The following is a 15,730-nucleotide window of genomic DNA, read 5'->3' on the forward strand; positions in this document are numbered from 1 at the left end:
TCAGGGCCGATCATGACCACGGCACCCCTACTTGATCGCCGCCAGGTCCAGGACGTACATCTCGTTCTTGATCTGGTAGGTCATCAAGCGGTCGAGGCCGCTGTCGGGGGTCACCATGGTTCCCTTCGCGTCCGGCCGTATGCCGAGATCGGCGGACCTGCCGGTGTCGGCATCGTAAAGCGTCAGGACGATCTGGGTTCCCGGTCCGCTCAGAGTGACCTTGAAGAAGCGCTCGAAGGCGGCGTCGTCGCCCGGCTGGAAGCTGTTCGGCAGCTTGCGCTCCTGGGAGCCGTCGCGGTCGCGGACGAACCTACGCAGGACGGTCTGGGTCCGCATCGTGTCCGGGCACCGGCGAGTGCCGCACCTGATCTCCTTGCCGGAGCGGTCGCGGGGGCGTTCGACCTTGACGGTCTTGTAGCGCACTGCCACGCCCGCGCACCGGTCGACACCGCACCTGACCTCCTCGTCGGCCTTGACCGCGGCGTCGCGCCGCTCACCGGTCTCGACGTTGAGCAGCTCGCGGAAGATGGCTTTTCCGTGGTGGACGCCCACCCACGGCCACTGCAGGATGTGGTGCCGCTCGGCGCCCTTCACCGGCTGCGGCGAACCTCCACTCAGGGGCACCCGGTAAACCCCGCCCTTCTCGTAGGCGAAGACCACGTCCGAGCCCGTCACCGTCAGCCCGTCGATGTGCCCCTGCTTCATGACGTTTCCGAGGGGAACGTCGGTCACCGGGCGAGGCTGGCCGCCGGTGGCCGGCACCGTCCAGATCCGGGCGACCCGCGGGCTGCCCGCATCCTTGTAGGACGCCCACCAGACGATGTTGCCGCCACCGGCGGCGACGCCTTCGGCGACGATCGCCGATCCCTTCGTCGGGGGGATCTCGGCGACCTGCCTGGGCCGGCCGGTGTCCAGGTCGTACCTCCACAGGAACTGGCGCTTTCCGTCGGAGGCGCCCGTCATGACCAGCAGCGTGTGATCGTCGAGGAGGAGCTGCGGGTAGTACGCGCGGCCGTCGGGCAGCTTGGCCGGGATCTTGCGTACGGCCTGCGGCCACACCTTCTCGACGGGCGGCGGGATCTTGTCCGCCGGCGGCTTGGCCTCGCCGGTCGCGCTGACGGCGGGGTGCGACTCGGCCGACGAGCCCAGGGTGCTCACCACCGCGCCCGTCCCACCCGCCAGCAGGACCACGGCCGCGGCCGCGCACAAGGCGGTGGTCCGCGCCCGCCGCCGGCGATGACGTGCCTTGACCGTCGCGGCCAGCTCGGCCGGTGCCTGCGGCACGAGATGTGCCGCCCCGGAAAGGACGCGGCTCAGCTTGTCTTCCAGATCGTTCATCGCATGCTCCCGTGGGTCGCCGGCGCGGAGGAGAGGGAGGAACGCAGCTTGTCCAGGCCCCGGGAGGCCTGGCTACGCACGGTTCCGGGAGAGATGCCGAGCACCTTGGCGATCTCGGCGTCGCTGAGCTGCTCGTAGTAGCGCAGCACCAGCACGGCACGCTGTCTGCGGGGCAGCGCGGCCAGTTCCTCCCAGAGGCCCTGCTCCTCGTCGAGAGGGAAGACTGCGTGGTGAACGCGTTCCGGCGGCTCTCCGGTGAGGCGTTCACGCCTGTGCCGCCGCCAGACGCTGATGTGTAACCGTGCCATCGTGGTTCGGGCGTAGCTGTGCGGGTTGTCCTTGCGTCTCACCCTCGGCCAGGCGCCGCACAGCCGTACCAGAGCTTCCTGGACCAGGTCGGCGGCGTCATGAAGGTTTCCGGTCAGGACGTATCCGTAGCGGAGCAGCGCGTCCCTCTGCTCTGCCACGAAGTCGTCGAAGCCGGGTTCGTCATCCACGTGTAGTCCCTTCAGTAGTCACGTCCCAGACGGCTGAAGGGACGAAGACGTTGCATCGCCCGGCGGATGTTTTCGGGGAGGATCGGTCCGGATCGGCGCCAGAGAGACGATGTTGACGACGACCAGGCGCTGAAGGCTGTGAATCGCGTCGTGACGGTTACGCGCACTGCCACAAGAACGTGACTGCATCACGGTGCTGGGGGCACTGCACGATGAAGCCGACACCGTTGTCGCCCCACATGTGTGCGACGCCATGGTGGGAGTCGATCTGCAGGACCGGCTGTGTCATGCGGTGGCCGCCATGGGGGCAGCGTGGGTAGTCGGGGTCCTGTACCCAGTTCGGCCAGCCGCCGAGCTTGTCGCCCTGGCGGTTCAGTGTGAAGACGACCGCACGTTCTTCGGGGAGCAGCGCCGATTCGTCGGCCTCGCGACAGGGGTAGTCCTTGACCGCGCGGGCCCAGCCGGTGATCGGCCGCTCCGGCAGCACGTGCGCGCCTTTCGGTTTCGTCGCGTCGGTGACCGCGTCGGCCGGGTCGACGATCCGCACCCGGTGGCCGCTGGAGAAGGGGTGGGAGGGGTTGCAGGCGGTGCAGTGGAACAACTGCAGAAGGCCCACGCCGAAGACCTCGCGTGCGGCTTTCGGCGTGCGGGAAAGGTCGACCTGGACGAAGAAGGTGAGCGGCGCTCGGCAGTCCCCACAGGCCGGCCAGCCCTCGTTCGAACGCAGCGACGGCAACCCGAACCGCGACGCGTCGCCGGTCGCGGCTGTGCCGCCAAGCTGCGGGGCCCAGGTGCTACGGGCGCCGGCGGCGAGTTTTTGTCTTGTCGCCTTGGCGATCGCCGCGGGCGTCCGCGCGGTCGCGCCGGCGGCCTGCAGCATCCGCACGATTTCAGTCTGGCCGCGATCGCGTGCCGCGGCGATCGCATTCCGCCCCCGCTTGTCGCGGCGCTGCAGGTCGACGCCGGCGAGCAGGTCACGCACGATCGAGACGCGGCCCCGGTCGGCAGCGAGCACGATCGGTGGCGCGTCGTAGTGGTTTTCCGGCGAGTCACGGTCGACACCGGCGGCGATCAACGATGGCACGACCTCCGGAACGTCGAAGGCGATGCACTGCCCGAGCGCGAGCACGAGCTTGTGATCCTCGATCCCGCCATACTCGGCAATCGCCCGGGCGACCGCGCCGTTCTCCTTCTGCACCGCGCTGACCAGGGCGTCGCCGCGCTCCTGAGGAGTCGCTGCCGGCAGCAGATCCCGCACACGCGTCACGAAGCCCCGGCGCGCCGCCTGATCAAGGTTGAGCTCTTCGGGCCCCAGGACTTCGGCGCCTCGCTCTCGAAGCCGGAGAGGTTCATGGGCCATGAACGTACAACCTGCCACCGCATTGAAATGTCGCGTCGATGCCCGCGGCGCGCTTCCCCTGCGCGAATCCGAGGTCGCGCATGCACGCCGAGACGATCAGGTGCGGCGATCTCCACGGGGGTAGGGGTCGAGCGGCATGGGTACGGGGTCGGCCGAGGTGACGTTGATCATGGTTCCCAGCGGAGGCTCGGGGAGGGGCGGTGCCGGCACGCTGTGGGAGGCGGATGGGCGGGGGGTCCTGAGGGCGGTGGTGGGGGCGGGTGTCCCGGTGGCCTCGGCGAAGGACGCGCGGGCGTTCTCCTGGCCGGGGCGCGCGGCCAGGATGACGATGAAGATGAAGGCCAAGGTCGCCACAGCGGTCACGACGACGATGGCCGCTTCCTTGCCGGTTCCGCCCATCTGCTCTCCCGTTCCGATCGACTCCCGTGATCACAGTATTAGCCATGCCGGGGGGACGGGTGACGGAGGTGGTCATCGCGGGGGTTGCCGCCCGAGGTGGCGACCGGGCCGGGATTCCGTGCTCTGATGTAATGCGTGGACGCGGGTATTGAACGGCATGCCTGACAGCCCTTGTCATCCCATCGGCGTCGTTCGATGGGACCCGGACGGCGACTCATTCCCTTGTCCCGCATTAATGGAATGTGTGTCGCTTCCTTTCTTCGGTTCGAGTCCGGGGAAATAGAGTTGGGACTGTTATTGCGGGTTTTGAGTGCGTCCCGGTGGGGGCGGTCGCGGTTTCCGCTCCCACCGGGACGGGGGCATTGTGGCTCAGCCCGGCGGGAGCTGGCCGTTCTTCGCGACCGGTACGGCGAGCTGGGCCGCGCCGGAGAGGGTCGCCTGCTCCACCGGCAGGCTGCCGAGCACCGGGTTGAGGTGCCGCAGCGTCAGGGTCACGGGCCTGATGGCCTGGGTGACGATGTCGTACTTTTCGAGGTCGATCCATTGCACGATGTTCAGCACCTCGGCCGGGATGCGGTCGCCGGACTTCTGTACGGGCACGCAGAGCTGGCGGGCGTTGGTGACCTCAACGGTGCTGGTGGGGATCTGGCCGACCAGTACCGGGTTGAGCTGCTGGAGGCTCAGCCGCCGGTTCATCGCGGTGTTCGGCGTGATGGCGTAACACTTGAGGTCGATGTGCGCGATGAGCGACAGCACCTCCGCGGGCGGGACCACGTTGTTCTTGGCGACCGGGACGCACAGTTGCTGCGCCACGTTCATGGCGATCTCCTGCCGTGGCAGGTCCTGCAGCACCGGGTTGAGGTGGCTGAGCACGAGCCTCGTGTCCGCCGAGGCGCCTCTGATCTGGTAACACGCCAGGTCGACGAACCTGACGAAGTCGAGGACGCCGGGCGGTGGGATCACGTTGTTCTTGGCGACCGGGACGCACAGTTGCTCGCGCGGGCCGAGGGTGACCTGTTCGGTCGGCAGGCTTCTGAGCACGGGGTTGAGGTGCCGCAGCGTGAGCGTGACGGCCGGCGGCTGGTATGAGCTGGTCTTGAAGCACTCAAGGTCGAGGTTCGACACCAGGGCCTGGGGAGTGGGCAATGCCAGAGCGGTGGCGGGTGGTACGGCGAGGAACGCCACGGCGAGCATCCCGACGGCGGCGGACAACAGGCGGCGGACCGTGAGTTTCGCGCGCCGGGGTTTTCCGGTGACGGGTCTGTTCATTGCGCCTCCATTGGGCGGGATCGTGCTTCGTGCCCTTGAGTGTCTGCCGTCATCCTCCTCCTGACAATGTCCGTGACCGCTTTTTGCCGCGCATGGAATTCGGCCGATGATTGGCAAGGCTCGCTGATTTGTGCCGGGTATGGCGTATCGCCCGGTTCGGGGACATCACTGTAGACAGAAAAGCGTTGTTATGTCTCACCGGTCTCACCGTGCCGGCGGGTGGGGCGGTACGAAAGCTCATTTCCTGGTTGTTTTATCCGGGTCATGCGCCGGGGGTATTACCGTGTGGCATGGTAAACAGCCTGGGCGCCGGCTGATCAGGGCCGGGCCGGGGACGCCGGGGACGCCGAGGACGCCGAGGACGCCGAGGACGCCGGGGACGCCGAGGACGCCGAGGACGCCGAGGACGCCGGGGACGCCGAGGACAAGGCCGCGGCGGTCGCTCGTCATGGTTCGTCGCGCCGCAGGTCGGCGCCGAGCGCGTCGAGCCAGTCGCCGGTGCCCTGTCGCCGCCAGTCGGGGTCTTCCCGGCCGTCGAGGAATGTGCCGTGCTCGGTGAGGGTGAGCAGCGTCGCGCCGTCGGCGGGGGTGAACTCCACGGTGGTCAGCGAGACGGTGGCGAGTTCGGCGCCGTCGTACAGGGTGGAGGTGTAGATGATGCGGTGGCCGGTGACGATGTCCCGGTACCAGGACTCGAAGGTCAGGACCTTGTCGGTGCCGTCGGGCCTGGCGCGGTTGGTCTCGCGGCCGCCGACGCGGAAGTCGAGTTCGTGTTCCCCGCCGGGGGTGGCGAACCAGCGGGCCTTGGCGGCGGGGTCGGCCCAGGCGGCGAACACTCTGGCGGGCGGCGCCTGGTAGGTGCGTTCGAGGGTGAAGGTGGCGTGGGTGACGGTCATGGGGTGCTCCCGTGTTCTGGTGGTTGTTCTGCGAGGAGGTCGTCGAGCCGGTCGAGGCGTTGCTCCCAGGAGGTGCGCTGGCGCACGATCCACTCCTCGGCCGTGCGCAGCACCTGGGGCTCGATCCGGCAGGTGCGGACCCTGCCCACCTTTTCCGTTCTGATCAGGCCGCAGGCTTCCAGCACCTGGAGGTGCTGCATCACGGCCGGAAGCGACATGGCCAGGGGGTGGGCGAGCTGGCCCACCGAGGCCGGGCCGCGTACCAGCCGGGCCACGATGTCGCGGCGGGTCTGGTCGGCCAGCGCCTGGAACACGCGGTCCAACGACCCAGAATGGTTAGGCATGTACTTAACTATCGACGCCCAGGGGCAGATAGTCAAGTGGTTGCTTAAGTGTTCATCTCGGAACCATGGGGGAACGCCTCACCCCGGACCGTTGATCACTTTGCCGGCGGGGTGGTGACCAGGCCGCCTTCGTAGGCGGCGATGACGAGCTGGGCCCGGTCGCGGGCGGGCAGTTTGGCCAGGAGGCGGCCGATGTGGGTCTTGACCGTGCCGACGGTGAGGTGCAGGTGCCCGGCGATCTCGGCATTGGACATTCCCCTGCCGACGAGGGTGAGCACGTCGCGTTCGCGCTGGGTGATGCCGGAGAGGTCGCGCCCGGCCGGGGCGGAGTGCGGACCTCGCAGGAACTCGCCGATCAGCCGGCGGGTCACGGTGGGCGCCAGCAGTGCCTCGCCGGAGGCGACGACCCGGATGGCGGCCAGGAGCTCGGCCGCCGTGGCGTTCTTGATCAGGAAGCCGCTTGCGCCGGCCCGCAGCGCCGCGTACACGTACTCGTCCACGTCGAACGTGGTGAGGATCAGCACGCGGACGCCCGCGGAGTCGGCGCAGATGCGTCTGGTCGCCTCGATGCCGTCCATGTCGGGCATGCGCACGTCCATGAGGACGACGTCGGGCCGGCACCGGCGGGCCAGGAGCACCGCTTCCGCGCCGGTGCCCGCCTCGCCCACGGTGGCCATGCCCGGAGTGGTGTCGATGAGCACCTTGAGGCTGTCGCGGACCAGCACCTGGTCCTCGGCGAGCAGGACCCGGACGGGCGGCGCCGGGTTGTGCGGCGCGGCGTCGATGCTCACGTCGCCGGTGCTCACGTCACGGACCCGTTCCGGTCGTAGGGCAGCCGGGCCGACACCCGGAAGCCCCCTTCGGCCCGGTGCCCCGCGCTGAACGTGCCTCCGTACATCCTGGCCCGCTCGCGCATACCGATCAGGCCGTGTCCCCCGTGTCCCCCGTGTCCCCCGTGTCCCCCGTGTCCCCCGTGGTGCGCCCGGGGTGGGCGGCCGTGGCGGGGACCGTCGTCGACGATCTCGATACGGGCTTCCCGGTTGTCGACGTCCACGGTGACCGAGCAGCGGGTGGGGGCCGCGTGGGTGATGACGTTGGTCAGAGCCTGTTGCACGATCCGGTACACCGACAACGCGACCGCGGGGGGTATCGCGGCCTCCTCGCGGACGGTCAGGTCCACCTCGACTCCGGCCGCGCGGGCGTGGGCGGCCAGTTCGGGCAGGTCCGCCATACCGGGAACGGGCGTGTGGGCCTGCTGGGGATCGTCGTCGGAGCGCAGGAGGCCGAGCACGCGGTGGATCTCGGTGAGCGTGCTTCGGCTGGTCTGCTCGATGACGGACAGCGCGGCGCGTACCTCCTGCGGGCGGGCGTCGGCGACGTGGTTGGCGACGGTGGCCTTGACGGCGATCAGGCTCATGCTGTGGCCGATGACGTCGTGCAGCTCCCGGGCGATGCGCCTGCGTTCGTCGGCCACCGCGGCCTCCGAGAGGTGGTGCAGGTGGCGAGCGGTCTTGTCCCGCTTCCATCGGACAGTCGTTCCGACGGCCCATCCGGTGGTCAGGAGCACGCCGATCGCCCCGATCTCGACCGGCCAGTACGGCGGCATCTCGCTGGGCGCGGGCGCGGGCCTGAAGTCCGGGAGCACCTGCGCGTAGAAGATCAGGACCGCTGTCACGGCGGCGGACAGGCAGGCTGCCAGGCCCGCCGCCGACCAGGCGACCGAGGTGGTGGAGGCGGCCAGGTACAGGACGAGCACGGTCGGTGCGAAAGTCAGCCAGATCACGCCCGGTGCGACGGCTCCGGCCAGGGTCGCCAGCACGCCCGCGGCGCACGCCAGGCCGAGCATGGTCCGCGGCAGGCGCCGCCGGAGCACGATCGGAAAGCTCACGACGACCGCGACCGGCCAGGCCGACCAGGTCGGCCACCACGACGACGGCCCCGGCGGATCGACGATGGCGTACCCGATGGTCAGCGCCACGACGGCCGCCACCGCCACGTCGACGGCGCCCTTTCCGCCGAGCCGCCATCCAGCCCACTCCATGACGGGAAGGTATCGCCTCACCGATCGTCCGGCATCTGTCCACGGTAGGACATCCGCCTGCGGCTGCGGTCAGGTGCCGTGCCGGGGCCTCGCTCACGTCAGACGGGGGACGAACCTCACAGCCGTCTCTCGCCGGAGATCAACCGGCGAAGCAACTGTGGTACGCCTGGACGAGCCACCGGCCGTCGTGTCGTGAGAGCGTCCAGGTCGCCAGTTCCCACCGGTCGGCGGCGGGGCTCGTCTCACCGGGGGACAGCGTGGCGCTCCTGGTGACCACGATGGCCACGTCCGCGCCGAGGAACCGCACGCTCTGAGGCGTGTGGACGCGCCGCGACCCCTTCAGCGGTCCGGCGAACGCGTCGCCCATGCTCGAACGGATGTCCTCCCTGCCCCGCAGGCGGGCTCCAGGCAGGATCACCGTGGCGTCTTCGCCGTACCGGTCGGCGAAGGCGTCGGCGTCGCCGTCCGACCAGGCGGTGGACGTCGAGTCGAACACGGCGAGTACGGCGCGCTCCTCGGCCGCGGCCGATGCGGTGCAGCCCGTTCCGGATGTCGTCGCGGGTTGACGGATTTCAGGGTTCATGTGATCCTCCACAGTTTCGCGGGCCGCTGTCGGCGGTCCCGCTGAACCGACGCGGCACCCGTGCCGGTTTGGACACGGGGGGCTGGAAAACTTCGCGGAGGGGGATTCGCCTTCGGTACGGCCGGCGGCTTGGCCGGGGCCGGCAGGACGTACGCTCGGATGACGGCCGGGCCGTCCGAATCGCGTGTGGTGCTGCGTCGTACTGATGACGCCGCGGCCTGCGGCGAATCCGAGTGAGGAAGATCCGATGCCGGACTACATGGTGTTGCTGTACACGCCGGAGCGCGATGAGGACGAGCGGCCGGAGGAGCGATGGGCCGACATGCCGCTCTGGCTCGAACTGACCGAGAGCCTTCGCGGTGCCGGGCTGCTCGTGGCCCACGGTCCCCTGTATCCGGTGTCCGCCGCCACAACCGTCCGGGTGCGTGCGGGGAGGACCGAGCTCACCGACGGGCCGTTCGCGACGACCAAGGAGATCCTCGCGGGCTACTACGTCCTGAGGTGCGCCGACCTCGACGAGGCGCTGCGCCATGCGGCGCGGATGCCCACCGCGCTGCGCGGCTCGGTGGAGGTGCGGCCGATCATGGATGTGAGCGAGATCCCGGCTTCCGGCCGGGCATGACCGTGACCGGGTCGAACGGGCGGGGGGCGGGCTCGGCCGACGCGGCGCCTGACAGGGAGGCCGGCAGAGAGGCCGGCAGGGAGGCTAACAGAGAGGCCGGCGCGGTGGCCGTAGCGGTGGCCGCGCGGGTCTTCCGCGAGGAGCGGGCCGCCGTGCTGGCCACGCTGATCAGGTATGCGGGCGATTTCCAGCTCGCCGAGGACTCGTTGCAGGACGCCTTCGAAGCGGCGCTGTCGACTTGGCCGCGGGACGGGGTTCCCGGTAATCCGGGGGCGTGGATCACGGTGGCGGCGCGGCGGCGGGCGATCGACCGGCTGCGCCGTGACCAGGCGGTCGCCGGCCGTGCCGAGCGTCTGGCCGCGTTGCTGCGCCTCGAAGGGCAGGAGCATCCTTCGGCGGGTGAGGCGGGTGCGATCGAGGACGACCGGTTGCGGCTGATCTTCACGTGCTGTCATCCGGCGCTGGACATGCCGGCCCGGGTGGCGTTGACGTTGCGCACGATCGGCGGCCTGACGACCGGGGAGATCGCCCGGGCCTTCCTGGTCGCGGAGCCGACGATGGGCAAGCGCATCGTCCGCGCCAAGCGCAAGATCGCGGACGCCCGCATTCCGTACCGGGTGCCCCCGGCGGAGGAGTTCCCCGATCGGGTGCGCGGTGTCCTCGGTGTCGTGTATCTGATCTTCAACGAGGGTTACTCCGCCGGCGAGGGTGACCGTCTGGTGCGGGGCGAGTTGTGTGACGAGGCCATCCGCCTGGGACGGCTGCTGTGCGACCTGATGCCCGGTGAGCCCGAGGCGTGGGGGTTGCTGAGCCTGATGTCGCTGCACGACGCCCGGCGCGCCGCCCGCGTCGACGGACACGGAGGTTACGTCGCCCTGCCCGAGCAGGACCGTTCCCGGTGGGACCGGCGCCGGATCGGCGAGGGGACGCGCGCGCTTGAGCGCGCGGTCCGGCTCGGCCGCCCCGGCCCCTACCAGCTTCAGGCCGCGATCGCCGCACTCCACCTCCAGGCGTCCGGCGACGATCCGGCGCACTGGGCGCGGATCGCGGACCTGTACGCCGCGCTCGGCGAGCTCGCGCCCTCGCCCGTGGTCGAACTCAACCGGGTGGCGGCGGTCGGGTTCGCTTATGGCGCCGGCGCCGGTCTGGAGGGGCTCGGACCGTTGCTGGGCGATCCCGCGCTCGAGTCGTACCAGCCGCTGCACGCCACGCACGCCGAACTGCTCCGGCGCGCCGGCGACGTGCCGGGGGCCGTGCGCGCCTACGAGCGGGCCATCGAGCTTTCCGGGAACGCGGTGGAGCGCGCCGAGCTTCGGCGGCGGCTGGAGGCGTTGGACCCGGGCGGGAGTCGATCGTCGCCGGGCTAGATGTTACGCGCGGTGACGCTGCCGTCGACCTGGAGGTCGCCGGAGACTCTCAGGGCGGGGGCGTCCATCTCGTCGCGGGAGGAGATCTTGTCGTAGGCGGTCAGGTTGGCCGTGTAGAGGTCTTCGAATTGGCAGGTTCCGCTGACGATGCCGCTGATGTAGACGTTCGCTCCGTCGTAGGACGTCTGGATCTTCGGTCCGTAGGTGTCGGAGGAGACGAGGAGGTCGTTGAGGGCCGAGAGCAGCCCGTGGGCGGTGACCGCCCCGTTTGCGGTGACCGCCCCGTTTGCGGTGACCGCCCCGTTGGCGGTGAGGTCCCCTTCGGCGGTGACCGTCCCTCTGGCGCTGAAGTTCCCTTCGGCGCTGAGCTCGCCTCCGGTGGTGAGGTCGCCGTTGACGCCGGCGTCGCCCAGGACGGTGAGGCCGTTGAGGACGGGGTTGTCGATGGTGACGGTGATGGTGGCGTACCGGTAGATGGGTTCGAAGCCGTTGGCCGGCTGTGCCGCGCCCGAGGTGAGGGTCGCGACGAGGGTGAAGGTGGTGTCGTTGCTGACGCTTCCCGCCGAGACGAGGTAGGAGGTGTCGGTGCCTTCGTACAGGATCGTTCCGTCGCCGTTGTAGAGCTGGAAGAAGGTGCCGTTGCTTTCCCAGGTGAGGTAGATCTGCGCGCCGCTGGAGAATTTCGTCCGCGGAACGGTGGGCCGGTCCGGGTCGCCGGCCATGAAGTTGTACAGGTAGAAGGTCTGCGTTTCGACGGCCAAGTTCAGCGAGCCTTTCTTGAGTGTGAAGCGGGATGTGTCGTCGTCGGTGCCGGATCTTTCGCCGACGGTGCAGGTGAGCGTGCCGGTCGTGGTGCCGAGTGTGCCGTCGACGCCGAAGTTGAGCGGATAGTCGACGAGGTTGTCGTCGTCCTCGACGGTGCGGAACGCTACCTGGTAGTACGTGGGTTGTTTCCCGTCGAGGTCGTCGTCGCTGCTGGGATAGGTGCTGCCGATTTCCCATGTGGTGCTGCTGCACGACCAGTCCGGCGGCTCGCTGAAGTAGGCGCCTTCGGCTGCCGCTCCGGGGCCGGGGACGGCGATCTTGATCGTGTCGCAGTAGGCCGTCTGGTCGCCGGGGAAGACGGCGATGGTGATGCGGCCCAGGCTGGGAGTGCCGGAACTGCTGGCCTGCAGGGGGCTGGGGCTGGTCGAAAGACGGTAGTCGAGGAGCATGGGGTCGGTCATGCGTGGCGGCACCTCGCAGTCAGCTGGGGTCGGTGTGTTCTTCCAGGTCGGCGGTGAACCGCAGCAGGCCGTCCTGGAGCGTTGTGGGGGCGTCCGGAAACTGGGCGTTGGGCAGCGCCGGGGTGAGCGGGTACGACGTCCACGGGGCGTTCCCCGGCGCCGGGAGCAGCCACGACCAGCCGCCTTGTTTCTCGCTCGGCCGCGGGAAGGCGATGGACTGCGGGTACCGGGTGGTGACGACGGGGCCGAAGCGGAAGAGGGCTTCGATGCGGGCGAGTGCCTTCTCCACATGACCGGACGGCACGCTGATCTCGGCGGCCGGCGTGATCCCGGTGATGGCGTGCACGCCGGCCCGCGGGTCCATCAGCAGGAGGACTCGGGTCGGCGCCGGGTCGCCGAAGGTCAGTTGCAGGTAGTTGGCGGCCGACGGGGTGGCGCAGGGGCCGAGAGGGCCGATCTGGGTGACGTAGTCCTGCTGTCCGTCCGGGGTGGCCACGCTGTTGAAGGAGTCGTACCGGTACCCGCCCTGTGAGTCCGTGCCGAAGTAGCCGATGAGACCGTCGTCGCGGGCGAGTTGGTCGCCCAGCCGGACCGCGAACTCGTCGCCGGTGAAACTCGGAGGGGGCGGGCTGAGTGTCGCCGCCCAGCCCGTGTCGAAGATCGGTGCGCCGTCGAGGCGCAGCCGTAGCTGTGCCGGCACGAGTGCCAGCGGCCGGCCGATGAGGACGGAGAGGTTCTGGTCGGCGCGGGTGCCCAGCGGGTCGCTGGTCCACAGGGTCGAGTCGATGACGTCGAGGAAGGCGGTGAAACCGGCCTCCGGCGCGAGCCGCGGCGAGCGGATCAGGCCGGCGACGACGGGCGCGAGTGCCGCGACCTGGTCGAGCGTGGTGACGCCGCCGTCCGGTGGCGGCTCCCACTGCCCGAGGCGGCCGTCCTGGGTGACGAGCAGCCGGTAGGTGCCCAGCAGCCGCCCGGTGGGGTCGTAGAGCAGCAGGCTGTGGTCGAGGTGGTTGGGCAGCACCCAGCCGCCTACGGGGTTGAGTTCGGCGTCGGTGCCGACGACGCGGCTGCCGGTCATGCCGTCGAGGAGGTCGAAGTCCAGCCGGGCCGGTTGCAGGGGGCGTGGCGGTAGCTGGGCGACCGACGCGATGGACGGGAGCAGGGAGGTCTCGGTGGCGAGCGCGTCGTCGATGACGAGCGGGAAGTTCCGGTAGTCGTGCAGCCCGCCGCCTTCGGGGTCGGGGTTGACGACGTCGAGGACGCGGCCGAACTTGTCGTACAGGAAGAGCTGCCGGAGGTAGATCTGCCCTTGCCGGGTCTCCTGGAAGGGCGCGCTGGCGCCCTGGGGAAGATAGGGGGCGGTGGTGACGCGACCGCGGTACCGGGCGGGCAGGCCGTCCGCGGTGGCCGCGTCGGGGTATCCGGCGAGTTCGGCGATCTGCGGGAAGCCGGGGTCGCCGGGTGTGGGGCGGCGGAAGGCGCGGGTGTCGCGTGCGGCGAGGCGTTCGTTGAAGCCGGTCAGCTCCTGGGCGAGGAATCCCCAGTCGCCGATCGCCGTCAGCCAGTCCTCCAGTTGCGCGCGCTGGTCGGCGGTGCCGTGGTCGGCGACGAACTTCTTCAGCCGGGAGGCGAACAGCTCCCGGGGATGCGGGCCCAGACCCGAGATGCCCCTGATCTCGACCGTGGCCGGGTCCACGACCGCTTCGCCGGGGGTGAAACGGTAGTCCGTGCCGTCGAAGGTCCAGCAGCGCTGCGTGCCCACGGCGTACGGGATGGGCACGTAGTATGCCCGCCACTCCATGAACAGCGGCTGCCAGGGCTGCTGCCAGGGGACGAGGCCGAGTGCCGGCAGGGTGCCGGTGTAGTCGGCGGGCCGGTGCGCGGTGAGGGTGGCGGTGACCTCGTCGGCGGGCAGGCCGGTGGCGGCGGCCAGGGCTGGGGCGTTGCCCGGGTCGAGCAGGAAGTACTCGGCGAGGAGTTCGCCGGCGGTCTCCGGTAGCGCGGCCTGGATGGGGACGCCGGGCATGGGACCCTGTCCGGGCGTCGCGGTGATCGGCGTGTCGCGCACCGTGACACTGCTGATCAGCGTGGACAGGTCGTCGGTGACCGGCCGGACGAGGAGCGGCTCGTCGGAGACGGTGGCGTCGGGCGGGGGCGTGATCCCCGACAGGGTGATGACGGGGTTGTTGCTCTGCCAGTACGGAGGCTGGGGGAGTGCTTTGAGCGTCGCCCCCGGTGCCAGGCCCTTCGCCTGGGCGAAGGCGTCGATCCCGGCGAGCAGCGCGTCCTGCGGGTCGGCGTGGGAGGTGTCCGGCTGGGGCACCTTGGCCGCCTGGTCGCGGGCCTCGGTGGTCTTGCGGCGCACCGTCTGGGCGAGGGAACCGTCCCTGCCGGGGTCGAGTTCGTCCTCCATCTGCTGCTGCTCCGGCGCGTCGTCCGGGGGCATGAGCGATTGTGCGCAGATGCCGTTCTTGAGCCACAGCGCGTTCAGCCGCCACTGGAGCGAGGCCAGTTCGCCGAGTTGCGCGTCGAGCCGGCGCTGGTCGTCGTTGAGGGTGTCGAGCCAGTCCGGCGTGGTGACGGGCTGGGGTGTGTCACCCGTCGTGGCGGAGGGCGTCACCGTCCAGGAGTAGCCTCCGGAGGAGGCGCCGAACCACGCGTTGTGGATACTGCGGCGTACCCGCTCGTCCCCGCCCTTCTCCTCGGCCAGCGGCAGCAGGTCGTACAGGAAGGCGCGCAGGAGTTGCATGTCGGCGGCGGTGGGCGTGGCGGTGGTGCCGTCCAGTGCGCGGCCGGCGAGTGCCACGAAGGCGTCCTCGGTGGTGTTGGCGATGGCGGCGTCGAGTTTGCCGTTGTCCCGGATCTGCCGCAGCGGGTCGGTGGCGGGCGCCGCGGAGGCGCCCGGGTCCCAGGTGACGGTCAGCGCGTGGCCGGCGTAGAGGCTGCGCGTGGCCGGTTCGACGGCGGCGTCGTGGTCGGCGTCGCCGGTCAGCCGCGGATCCTGCCAGTCCAGGTGGGCGAGGAGGCCGGCGTAGGAGGTGTCCTGCGGCGGCGCGGCGAGGATGTCGGCGTCGGGGCGGGAGTACCAGCCGATGACGTGGTAGCCGAGGGTGGTCGCGGCGGTGAGGTCGGCGAGGTCGTCGACGAAGGAGAAGATGTTGCTGTTGTGCGGGGTGTAGCTGGGGAAGTACGGGTTGGCGGCGCCGATGGCGGTCAGGTACAGCGGGTCGCCGGCCGCGCGTTCGGTCCAGGACTGGGCGTCCTGGATGGGGAAGGCGAGCCCGATGGGCACCTGGTAGGAGCCGGGTTCCGGGTTTCTCGGCCGGGCTGCGCTGCGGTAGGGGTCGGTGCTGGCCTGCCAGGCGTTCACGGTGTCCGCGGCGATGACGAAGTCGCTGGAGTGTGAGTCGTCGTGGCCGTGCTGCCGGGCGTACGTACTGTGCGGGCAGTCGCTCTCGATCACCCACGCTTTCACCTGGCGGCTGGTCGTCCCGCTGAAACGGGTGAGCAGCCATCGGTTGGGGACCGGTGGGAACCGTACTTCTCCGGTCTGCGGGTCCTGGACGCCGTGGCGCAGGCCGCGGGGCAGCGTCCAGTGCAGGTGGACTCCGGTGTCGGTGAACCGTGGGGCTTCGACCTGCCGGTCGCCCTCGTCCGGTTCGGGGGTGCCGTAGCCCTGGAGGGCCGTGTAGCTCTGTGTCCAGATGCGGAAGGCGTTCTCGCCCTTGACGGCCGTGGTGATCACCAGCGCGTCCAGGGTGACGGGGACGACGAGGGTGGGGCGCATG

Annotated in this window: 14 protein-coding genes; 2 read left to right on the plus strand and 12 right to left on the minus strand. The window is 70.1% G+C overall.

Annotated features, from left to right (window positions below):
* Positions 1–27 precede the first annotated feature (27 nt).
* The 10 genes from QSK26_RS31915 to QSK26_RS31960 all read right to left on the minus strand — a co-directional run bounded on the left by QSK26_RS31915 (position 28) and on the right by QSK26_RS31960 (position 8,727).
* Positions 28–1,338: a TolB family protein gene (locus QSK26_RS31915; protein WP_285779015.1), complete on the minus strand. Its 1,311-nt coding sequence runs from the start codon at positions 1,336–1,338 to the stop codon at positions 28–30.
* Positions 1,335–1,835: a SigE family RNA polymerase sigma factor gene (locus QSK26_RS31920; RefSeq protein ID WP_285779016.1), complete on the minus strand. Its 501-nt coding sequence runs from the start codon at positions 1,833–1,835 to the stop codon at positions 1,335–1,337. The genes QSK26_RS31915 and QSK26_RS31920 overlap by 4 nt, the downstream gene beginning before the upstream one ends.
* 157 nt (positions 1,836–1,992) lie before the next feature.
* The gene (locus tag QSK26_RS31925) at positions 1,993–3,195 is read right to left on the minus strand and encodes a DUF1963 domain-containing protein (protein WP_285779017.1); all 1,203 of its coding nucleotides are present in this window, start codon (positions 3,193–3,195) and stop codon (positions 1,993–1,995) included.
* A gap of 96 nt (positions 3,196–3,291) precedes the next feature.
* Positions 3,292–3,594 (minus strand): hypothetical protein, encoded by a 303-nt coding sequence (locus QSK26_RS31930; protein ID WP_285779018.1) that lies wholly within the window; start codon positions 3,592–3,594, stop codon positions 3,292–3,294.
* A gap of 369 nt (positions 3,595–3,963) precedes the next feature.
* Complete coding sequence (locus QSK26_RS31935) at positions 3,964–4,863, minus strand: hypothetical protein (RefSeq protein ID WP_285779019.1); 900 nt, start codon at positions 4,861–4,863, stop codon at positions 3,964–3,966.
* 446 nt (positions 4,864–5,309) lie between these two features.
* The gene (locus QSK26_RS31940) at positions 5,310–5,759 is read right to left on the minus strand and encodes an SRPBCC domain-containing protein (protein WP_285779020.1); all 450 of its coding nucleotides are present in this window, start codon (positions 5,757–5,759) and stop codon (positions 5,310–5,312) included.
* Positions 5,756–6,073, minus strand: a complete 318-nt coding sequence (locus tag QSK26_RS31945) for an ArsR/SmtB family transcription factor (RefSeq protein WP_352244431.1) — start codon at positions 6,071–6,073, stop codon at positions 5,756–5,758. The genes QSK26_RS31940 and QSK26_RS31945 overlap by 4 nt, the downstream gene beginning before the upstream one ends.
* 125 nt (positions 6,074–6,198) lie before the next feature.
* Complete coding sequence (locus QSK26_RS31950; protein ID WP_285779022.1) at positions 6,199–6,909, minus strand: response regulator; 711 nt, start codon at positions 6,907–6,909, stop codon at positions 6,199–6,201.
* On the minus strand, positions 6,906–8,144 hold the full coding sequence (locus QSK26_RS31955) for a sensor histidine kinase (protein ID WP_285779023.1): 1,239 nt from the start codon (positions 8,142–8,144) through the stop codon (positions 6,906–6,908). Before QSK26_RS31955 ends, QSK26_RS31950 begins: the two co-directional genes overlap by 4 nt.
* A gap of 139 nt (positions 8,145–8,283) precedes the next feature.
* A complete protein-coding gene (locus QSK26_RS31960; protein WP_285779024.1) occupies positions 8,284–8,727 on the minus strand; it encodes an SgcJ/EcaC family oxidoreductase in 444 nt (147 codons plus the stop codon).
* A gap of 247 nt (positions 8,728–8,974) precedes the next feature.
* On the opposite strand from QSK26_RS31960, the gene QSK26_RS31965 reads away from it, so the two are divergent.
* Together QSK26_RS31965 and QSK26_RS31970 are read left to right on the plus strand one after the other, a co-directional pair.
* Entirely contained in the window at positions 8,975–9,349 is a 375-nt protein-coding gene (locus QSK26_RS31965) for a YciI family protein (RefSeq protein WP_285779025.1), read from the plus strand.
* A 104-nt stretch (positions 9,350–9,453) separates the two neighbouring features.
* Complete coding sequence (locus tag QSK26_RS31970) at positions 9,454–10,716, plus strand: RNA polymerase sigma factor (RefSeq protein ID WP_285779026.1); 1,263 nt, start codon at positions 9,454–9,456, stop codon at positions 10,714–10,716.
* Here QSK26_RS31970 and QSK26_RS31975 read toward each other — a convergent pair.
* On the minus strand, positions 10,713–11,942 hold the full coding sequence (locus QSK26_RS31975) for a hypothetical protein (RefSeq protein ID WP_285779027.1): 1,230 nt from the start codon (positions 11,940–11,942) through the stop codon (positions 10,713–10,715). The genes QSK26_RS31970 and QSK26_RS31975 overlap by 4 nt on opposite strands.
* Before the next feature lie 19 nt (positions 11,943–11,961).
* Positions 11,962–15,729, minus strand: coding sequence for a hypothetical protein (locus QSK26_RS31980; RefSeq protein WP_285779028.1), 3,768 nt, complete (start codon positions 15,727–15,729; stop codon positions 11,962–11,964).
* Position 15,730 lies beyond the last annotated feature (1 nt).

The organism is Microtetraspora sp. NBRC 13810, assembly GCF_030268685.1.
Classification (GTDB): Bacteria; Actinomycetota; Actinomycetes; order Streptosporangiales; family Streptosporangiaceae; genus BSRQ01.